This window comes from Candidatus Hydrogenedentota bacterium (genome assembly GCA_019695095.1).
In the GTDB taxonomy this organism is placed as follows: Bacteria; Hydrogenedentota; Hydrogenedentia; order Hydrogenedentales; family SLHB01; genus JAIBAQ01.
This window is the reverse complement of record JAIBAQ010000220.1, coordinates 1-8,804: the sequence shown is the minus strand read 5'-3', so window position 1 is coordinate 8,804 and position 8,804 is coordinate 1. Positions and strand designations below refer to the sequence as shown.

Annotated in this window: 8 protein-coding genes; 3 read left to right on the top strand and 5 right to left on the bottom strand. The window is 57.0% G+C overall.

Annotated elements, in window-relative coordinates:
• The 4 genes from K1Y02_23065 to kdsB form a co-directional block, all read right to left on the bottom strand.
• Positions 1-404, bottom strand: a 404-nt coding sequence (locus tag K1Y02_23065; protein ID MBX7259261.1) for a hypothetical protein, incomplete at its 3' end; no start/stop codon positions are given.
• Between the two features lie 49 nt (positions 405-453).
• Entirely contained in the window at positions 454-2,358 is a 1,905-nt protein-coding gene (locus tag K1Y02_23060; protein MBX7259260.1) for an FG-GAP-like repeat-containing protein, read from the bottom strand.
• Positions 2,359-2,452: 94 nt separating this feature from the next.
• On the bottom strand, positions 2,453-3,664 hold the full coding sequence (locus K1Y02_23055) for a hypothetical protein (GenBank protein ID MBX7259259.1): 1,212 nt from the start codon (positions 3,662-3,664) through the stop codon (positions 2,453-2,455).
• A 24-nt stretch (positions 3,665-3,688) separates the two neighbouring features.
• Positions 3,689-4,459: a 3-deoxy-manno-octulosonate cytidylyltransferase gene (gene kdsB / locus K1Y02_23050; GenBank protein ID MBX7259258.1), complete on the bottom strand. Its 771-nt coding sequence runs from the start codon at positions 4,457-4,459 to the stop codon at positions 3,689-3,691.
• Positions 4,460-4,561: 102 nt separating this feature from the next.
• Between kdsB and K1Y02_23045 the strand changes: the two genes are divergently transcribed.
• The 3 genes from K1Y02_23045 to K1Y02_23035 all read left to right on the top strand — a co-directional run bounded on the left by K1Y02_23045 (position 4,562) and on the right by K1Y02_23035 (position 8,114).
• Complete coding sequence (locus K1Y02_23045) at positions 4,562-5,251, top strand: FCD domain-containing protein (GenBank protein MBX7259257.1); 690 nt, start codon at positions 4,562-4,564, stop codon at positions 5,249-5,251.
• Between the two features lie 70 nt (positions 5,252-5,321).
• Entirely contained in the window at positions 5,322-6,512 is a 1,191-nt protein-coding gene (locus tag K1Y02_23040; protein MBX7259256.1) for an exo-alpha-sialidase, read from the top strand.
• Positions 6,513-6,527: 15 nt separating this feature from the next.
• Positions 6,528-8,114: a sodium/solute symporter gene (locus K1Y02_23035; protein ID MBX7259255.1), complete on the top strand. Its 1,587-nt coding sequence runs from the start codon at positions 6,528-6,530 to the stop codon at positions 8,112-8,114.
• A 38-nt stretch (positions 8,115-8,152) separates the two neighbouring features.
• Here K1Y02_23035 and K1Y02_23030 read toward each other — a convergent pair whose 3' ends face one another.
• Positions 8,153-8,623: an NUDIX domain-containing protein gene (locus K1Y02_23030; GenBank protein MBX7259254.1), complete on the bottom strand. Its 471-nt coding sequence runs from the start codon at positions 8,621-8,623 to the stop codon at positions 8,153-8,155.
• Positions 8,624-8,804: the final 181 nt, after the last annotated feature.

The window sequence follows — 8,804 nt, the reverse complement described above, 5'->3', positions numbered from 1 at the left end:
CCTCCTTCCCCAGTCTTTGTAAGATTCGATAGCAGATCATCCGCAATAGGGGGGATCCTTGGATCTGGAACATGTGCCGCAGCGGCCAGCGCCACCCAAACGATTGGCAAATCCGGTGGTTCGGCAGTAACTGCCTCGTGAAGTTTGCCGTAGATATAGTCTGCTGTATCCTTGGGCAAAGCAGCCAAGTATGCCCTTTGCATTTCATCGCATTTGGCCAAATACTCTGAGTATGGACGACCCGCGAATTCTCTCGCGTCAGGTATGCTGAGAATTACTCCTTGAACTATCCCATAGAGTCTTGGCTCTCGCTGCATTGCATCTAACACAAAGGCGGGAGGCTTAGGGCCGGAAATGGGTAATGCCGAAATTGACGCGACTATCATTATGATGGCGTTGTTCAACTTCGTGTGCCCTCGTACATACAACTTGAACCGATGTTACAAGCCAGCATTAATGCTTCTCCGACGCGGTGTTTCTTAAGTAATACAAGAACCCATCTTCCGCGCCGATGACGAGGTCCGGTATCGCGTTATGGTCCCAATCGACAATGGCCGGGCAGGTATCGTGTCCGGCAAGTTTTCGCGTATCGAGCGGCCCTTCGTTCTTGAACGCCCAGGCGTCGCCCTTGCCAACGTTGCGCAGGAAGTCGATGTTCTTGCCATCGAGCAGAATGTCCAATCGGCCGTCCTGGTCCCAATCCACGAACGTCCACTTGCGCCGTCCGCTCTTGCCTGCGATCTTCTCGTTGAGACGCAGCGGTTCGCCGTTCTCATTCGTGAATATACGCTTGCCGGGCCGCAGCTTGCGCGTGTCACCCCACTTGGCTCCCTCGAAGAAGGCGAGATACCCCTCCGTGTCGAGTACCACCAAGTCGTTCTGCCCGTCTCGATTCAAGTCCAATACACGCGGGCTCGTGCGCCACTGCGTGACAAGCTGCTTGCCTTTGGGATTCCACCATAGCCAGGCGGGCTTCGGCGTTGCCCCCTCCCACTCCACTTCGATGGGCTGCGCTTCGGCCAATGCAGGAGCGCCTTTCGTGCCCGTGTTCCGGTACCAGAGTATCTCGCCCCAAATACTGTTGATGAGGATGTCCTTGAGTCCATCCTGATCCCAGTCGGCCACTTCCGGCACCGTATATCCCCACTTCGCCTCGCAGGGACCTTGAATCGAGCCGTTTGAACCGGCTTGAATGCGAATCGCGCGGCCACCGGCTTCCAGACGCGCGGGCTTCGCCCACTTCGGCGGATTGCCTCCATCGAGATTCTCAACGAAGTTGATGAATCCCGCCGTATCGCCAACGATGAGATCGTCATCGCCGTCCTGATCCCAATCGACACCGCACGGCGTGGCAAGCGCACCGACCTTCACATCCGCTGCTTCTTGCTGAAAGAACACGGGAGGCAGAAAGTCCGGCGTACCTTGTTCTACCTTACCGGTGCATTCAATCAGGGCAACGCGCCCGTCTTCCTGCGCCGCGACCAGGTCCATGTCCCCATCCTTGTCCCAATCGAATGACGCGATGCGTACCATCTCTAGTTCCATGCGGATTGTCTCGCCCGCATGCGATACGTAACGCCCCTCCGCATAACGGGGCGCCGTGCGTGTTCCCACATTCTCGAAGTACGTGAACTTGTCCAGGAATTCGCTGCAGATAAGGTCAAGGTCACCATCGCCGTCCCAGTCATTGAAACTCGGACTCGGCGATCCGAACACATCCAGCGGCTTGTCGCCCGCCGTGAGTTGCACGGCCTCGGCATACGCGGGCGCATCGTTCGTCCCGGAATTTCGCATGAAGTACACATACGCGTGAATCGGACCGTTGGTCCATTCGCCTCGCGCGTTGTACGCATTATCCCACCCGTACTCGCGCCAATCGCTCGCTCCGATGACGAGATCGACGACGCCGTCGCCGTCGTAGTCGCAGAATCCCCATTGATTGTCGCGTCCGATAAAGAACGTGGGCTTGTAAGGTACCGGAACTGGCTTGTCGAAACCGCTCTTCAGGAAATAGGGATAGACGCTCTCGGGCGTCGCAACGATTAGCTTGCCGTTGACGTAGGAGGCAACCGTATCGCGCTTTCCATCCGCGATACGCACGCCTGCCTTGAAGACCGGGAATTTCTCATTGCCGCCCGTCGCATTTTCGAAGAAGTAGGTACCGTTGTACGGCACATCGGCGGTTGCCACGACAAGGTCGTTGTCGCCATCCCCGTCATAATCGCACGGTACGGGTTGCCCCCAGAGGCCCACGCCGAGGTCCACAACCAAGCCTGGATTGTTGTACGGCAGCCGCTGGAGCAAAGAATCATCTGCGGCAAACGAACTTGCGACGAGAACAAGCGCGGTAGCAACCATGAGCAATCTCCCCTAATCAGAATGCAGGGTCATTCTAGCTCGGTAAGACGGCTATGTCGATTTAAGGTATAGGCTCTCGCACTGCCCTCTGCGACTATCTCGCGGTGCAGACCTTTGCCCGCAGCGCATCCAGCATCTTCGCACGGCTCAACGGTTTCACGTTGTTCACAATCGCATCGCGCATCGCCTTGCCCTGCTCGGTGTCCTGCGGATACGACAAGAACTCGAGTGCGATCCCAAGACGCTCAGCGACACGCGCGGCAATCACCGGCCACACGGCTCCAATGTCTCCGATAATCGGGATGCTCCCCTCGTGCCGCGCGAAACCTGACATTTCCATGCGGAACGGCACCTTGAACAACTTGGTCTTGGGCAGTCCGTTAGCTATAGCCTGCTGCACTGCACCCGCGGACTGCTCCGCCTCGTACACACGTTCCAACGCTGGGTCGAGGTCGATGCGTACGAGCGTCTTCCCTTCCAACGAGTACGTGTAATGTCCCATCCACGCGGACCACATTCCATGTCCTGTGTAGCGCTCGAAAGGCCCGTCATGTATCTCCTGCGTCAGGGCGACCGCGGATTCAACAATCACGTCGGCGTCGTCGAGCATGTGCGCGAGCCGCGTCGCGCGTTCGTGCATGCTGATGCTGTCGCCAATGCACAGACCGACCATGCCGCCGCCCACCAACTGCGGAATCGTGACTTGAACGGGCAGGCCCATCTTCGCGCCGATGCCAATCATCGTGCGTTCATCTGCTCCGAGCCCTGCGACTTCCTCAAACGACAGGCCATTGCCTCTGGCCAACGTCGCAATTTCCATGGAAAGCGTTTCGAGCCACAGCCCCATCGGATATCCGAGGTTACCCGCCGCCTTGATGATGGTCTTCCCTGCCGCGCGCTGCAGTCTGGAAATCAACTCCATATCCACGGACATATGCTTCTGAAGCTCCGCGAAGACATCCTCGTCCATCAATGTAAGCTCGAACTCTCCGCCTCGCGGAAGGAAACGTGCTCCAACCCCGACTACTTCTCCCGGACAACGCTTCACCTTGTCGAGCGTTCCTCCCATTTCGTGCGCCACCACCGCGGAACTGGTCGACACTCCGTCGATGATGCCCACCCGCATGAGTTCGGCAATCAGCGTGGTTACTCCCTCGTGCACGTTTGGTCCGCTGCCCGTGACAACCGCGACGCGCCCCCCTCGTTCCTTAGCACGGACGATGGCATCCACCGTCTTCGCCACGCGCTGCCGCGCCAAATCGTCGAGCCGCTCCTCGACCGCCTTCAAAGCCTGTGTGTCGATCACGTCGTGTAGCCTCCCCTGTACTTCTTACACCAATCCCCGCTCGCGCAACATCTCTTCCGCCCGAGCCAAATCCCCCACGGTATCCACGCTGAAACCGCTGAATTCCCGGTCTTCGACCCGCGACTCAACAACTCGGATCCGCATGCCATGCTCCAGCCAGCGCAGTTGTTCCAACGATTCCACCCGTTCCAGGGTAGTTGGCGCTAGCTGAGTAATGCGCTTCAGGGCCTCGTGCCGATAAACGTATGTTCCCACATGCTCGAATATCCCGTGCGGCACCGCCTCACGCGGATAGGGAATGAGAGAACGGGAGAAATACAAAGCGTTACCCGCCAGATCCGTCACGACCTTCACCACGCTGGGATTGTGCAAGTCTTCCCCATCAGGCAACCGGTACATCAACGTGGAAAGCTCCAGGCTGGGATCGTCCAGCAACGGCCGAACGGCCTCCTCAATCATCGTGGGATCAATGAAAGGCTGGTCACCCTGAATATTTACTATAATATCGGCGTTCGCCCCAGAGGCTGCCTCGGCGATACGGTCGGTCCCGCTGGCATGGTCCACCCGGGTCAGGACGGCCTTCCCGCCAAAACCCTCCACCGCTTCCACTATGCGCGCATCATCGGTCGCCACAAAGACCCTGCCGAGCACTTTTGCCTTGGCACATTGTTCGTAAACCCTCTGAATCATGGGTTTACCGCCTATTGACAGCAAGGGCTTGCCGGGCAAACGCGACGAACCGTAACGCGCGGGAATAATGCCTAAAACGTCCGGAGGATTAGATGTAACGCCCATAGCCACTCCTGCTACAATTGTTTCCTGCCAACGACCAATCGTTGGCAGCGAATTACGATAGTACGACTTGAGTTCAAAAAAATAAAGTAATATTATTTCGCCATGGACATCATCGAGCCGAATACCGACACCTTAGCTAATTCGATAGCCGCCCAGATTCATAGCGATATCATTCGCTCGGGACTGCAAGAAGGCGACCTGTTTATGACTGGCGATCAGGTGGTCGAGCGCTATGGTGTCTCCCGGACCATCGCGCGCGAGGCGCTGAGCCAGTTGCGCGCGATTGGAGTCTTGAAGAGCCGGCAGCGAAAGGGGCTGCTTGTGGCGCGCCCCGATCCGGTACGCCTGACGGAGCAATGGGTGCCGTTGTACTGCCGAAGCGAAAACCGATCCGATTTCATTACTCTGGCTCAGTTGCGATATACCCTGGAAATAGGTTCCGCGGACCTTGCGGCAACACATTGCACTGACGAGGAAATCGACCATCTCGCCTTGCATGCCCGCCAGTTTGAGGCTGTCGCGGGAAAAGAAGGCCACTCGCAGTCCGCAGACCGCCATGACCTCGCGTTTCACGCGCACATTCTGCAAATGACCGGGAATCCGTTGATTGAAGGATTCCATCGTGTGCTTTCGCACTACTTTGCGGCCTCGACCTTGTTCGATAAGCCACGGGATGCGACAAAGGCAATCCGTGAGCACTTTATGATTGTCGAAGCGTTCCGCAAACGAGACGTGGAGATGACACGCGCCCTGCTTCGAGCCCATCTGGGAGACACGATCGGGCCCCGGTGAGACATAGCCTCTCTGGTTGTGCGTTCCGGAACGGCGAGTGCGGTGAGGCTTAACGGGAAGGAGAACAACCTTGAGGAATGCCGCTGCCGTTTTCCTGGGTTCACTTATTGCCGTCTTCGCTTACGCGGAGCCAACTTACCGCGAAGAGCTTCTCTTTCCCCTCCAGCCCAAACATGTCCATTCCAGCAGCATTGCGGAGTCTCCCAACGGGGACCTGCTCGCCTGTTGGTTTCATGGCTCGGGTGAACGCAAGAGTCCCGACGTTATCATCCAGGGAAGCAGGTTGCGCAAGGGCGAAGCGACATGGAGCGATGCGTTCCTGCTGGCCGATACGCCTGATTTCCCTGACTGCAACCCCGTACTCTTCATCGATCCCAGAAACGAACTCTGGCTTTTCTGGATTGCAGTATTATCCGAACGTTGGGAAGACTCGCTGTTGCGCTACCGAAAGTCCACCGACTACGAAGGAGACGGACCTCCAAAATGGTATTGGCAGGATGACATGCTCCTGAAACCCGGCAAGGACTTCGCCGTGGAAGTTACGAAGGGCCTGGAGGCCATACTCCCTCAACTGCCCGCCGTCAACGAACCTCGCGGCATGGAGTTTCGCGAGATTGTACGCCAGGTCGCCGCTGACGCACTTGACCTGAGCAAACAGCAGCGGGGCTGGATGACCCGGGCGCAAGTCGTGGTACTGCCTACCGGCAGAATACTCATCCCCCTCTATTCCGACGGTTACTTACTCGGCCTCATGGCGATATCGGATGATCAGGGGCAATCGTGGCGCGCAAGTTCCCCCATTCCCGGAACGGCATTGAACCAACCGAGCATCGCCAGAAAGAAGGATGGCACGCTCGTGGCCTACATGCGCGAAGAGGACGATATCAAGCACCGGGTCTTGACCAGCGAATCCAAAGATGACGGCGAGACGTGGTCCGTCGCGCAATGGACCGATATACCCAACCCGAACTCAAGTCTCGTCGCACTGACGTTGAAGGACGGCCGTTGGATTCTCGTGTACAACGATTCGGAAGAGGCGCGTGATACGCTGGTAGTCGCCTTGTCGGACGACGAGGGCAATTCATGGAAATGGCGACGACATCTGGAGAAGCAAAAGGGCGGAGCCTTTCACTATCCGTTTGCCATTCAAAGCAAGGACGGGCTCATTCACGTTTCGTACACGTATACGCCCTCGGACGATTCGGGTCACACAATCAAGCACGTCGCATTTGAAGCCGATTGGATACTCGTCGGCGATTAGGGGGAGCTTGCGCGCATGAACAGACTCAACATCATCGACTTTGCCGTCCTCGCAGTTTATTTGGGTTCGATGATGGTCATGGGGTGGTATTTCGCGCGCCGGGCCAAAACGACGGAGCAATACTTCGTCGGTGGCCGCGCGTACCCCGGGTGGCTGGTGGGTATCTCGCTGTTCGGGGCAACGATAAGCTCCATTACCTTTGTGGCCTACCCTGCCGACGCGTTCAAAACGGGTTACCTGCGCTATGTCATCTGTATCATGCTGCCCGTGGGTGTGCTCATTGCCTCCCGGCTCTTTGTGCCTTTCTTTAGGAGGGGCAAAATCACCTCCGTATTCGAATACCTCGAACACCGCTTCGGTCCGCGCATCCGTGTCTACGGGGCGCTCATGTTCATCATCGCCCAATGCTTCCGAATCAGCCTTATCCAGTATCTCGTTGCGCTTCTCGTTCATAGCATGACCCAGTGGGATGTCACTCTGTGCATCCTGATCGGCGGCGTCGTTACGGCCTACTACACCATCGAAGGCGGCATGGAGGCCGTGATCTGGACCGACTTCATTCAGTCTCTACTCCTCACTGCCGGCGGATTGCTGATCGCGGCCACCATCGTCATGAAGTTGCCCGGAGGACTGAGCCAACTGCTCACCATCGCTCAAGAACACAACAAATTCTCCCTGTCAGAACTTGGCCCTGACGGCTCGCTGCAACCCATCCCCTGGGGATTCGCGCTCAGCCATAAGACGGTTGTCATGCTCCTGATTGTGGGCCTCATTCAATGGTTGGCCGAATACAGCACAAACCAGGAAGTCATCCAGAAATACTGTGCATCGCGTTCGGCGCGCGACGCCCGCCGCGCCATGTGGCTATGCTGCCTTTTCTGCGTACCGACGTGGGGCTACTTCATGTTCGTCGGAACCGGCCTCTTCTCGTTCTATCACGTGTTTCCCGATGTGAAGGCCGATGAAATGTTGTCGGGCATACGAAAGGCGGAAGAGATTCTTCCCTACTTCGTGACAACACAGCTTCCCACGGGCCTTGCGGGAATCGTCATCGCCGCCGTGCTTGCGGCCGCCATGTCGAGCATGTCCTCGGCCATGAACAGCATTTCCGCCGTAACCATCACGGACATCTACAAACGCCACATCGCGGCAGACCACACCGATACCCATTACGTTCGAGCCGCCCGGCTCGTAACGCTGGCAAGCTCCGCGATCATGATTGGCGGCGCTTATCTGCTGTTTAAGGCTGATACGACAACGCTTCAAGACGTGTGGACCGAGTTTCAATCCATCATCGCGGGAGGACTGCTGGGTCTATACATGTTTGGATTCTTCACCACGCGTGGCGACGGTCGTGCCATGGGCGTCGGCATCTTCTTCGCCGTTTCCTTCTCCGCGTTAGTCTCGGCTTCTGGACTGGGCTGGCTCCCAGCCTCCTGGACGCAGACACTCAATGCACACTTTGATTCCTACTACACGGGACTTGCGGGGAACGTCATCATGTTCGTCGTGGGTTACACCCTCACGCTGCTCCTTCCCTCTCGCCACAGAGACCTCACGAACCTCACCGTATGGACGCAGGACAACACTCCCTTGGACTGATCTTCCAGCGATACTCCAGCGGAAGCATGCCTACTGCATCATTTCAATTGGAGTTCGCGTGCGGGTACAACCACCCCCGTGATGTATTCCCTCACCGAGCGTAGGCCGTCCTTGAGACCACGGTAGTAGACTCTGGTGAGGCATTCCTCGAACGAGAACCATTGGGCATCGGAATGCTCTTCTGGATCCAAAGTAATGACGTCTTGGTCTGCCTCCGCTTCGTAGACACCGACTATTTGCATGCTGTCGAAACGCCGATTGTAGATGGTATAGGCATGTTCTGCCGCCCAAATAGACGACGGCAGTAGGTTGAATGCTGCGAGCCTGCGTTCGATCGCGCCGACTATGTTTTCGTGAGCTTCCACAAACCCGCCCGGAATCTGCCAGAACCTACCCCCATTGAAGTGCCTGTCCGCCTTGATCTGCGAGGTGTGAAGGAGGAGGTACTCAACGCCAGTCTGAGTTCGACGAAAAACCCACACCTCAAAGACATTCGCTGATAGTTCCATAACGCAGCCACCTCCCGATGGGTCTCAAGACAGTGATACTGCTTGCGCTGTGTCAAACAACAACCATTGCCAAAAACCAGATAACCACTGCCGCCGCGAGCCCTTCAACAAGCGTACCCAACGTCTGCAAACGGTACCCTTGGGACAATGTCATGCCCGAGAATTGGGTGACTACCCAGAA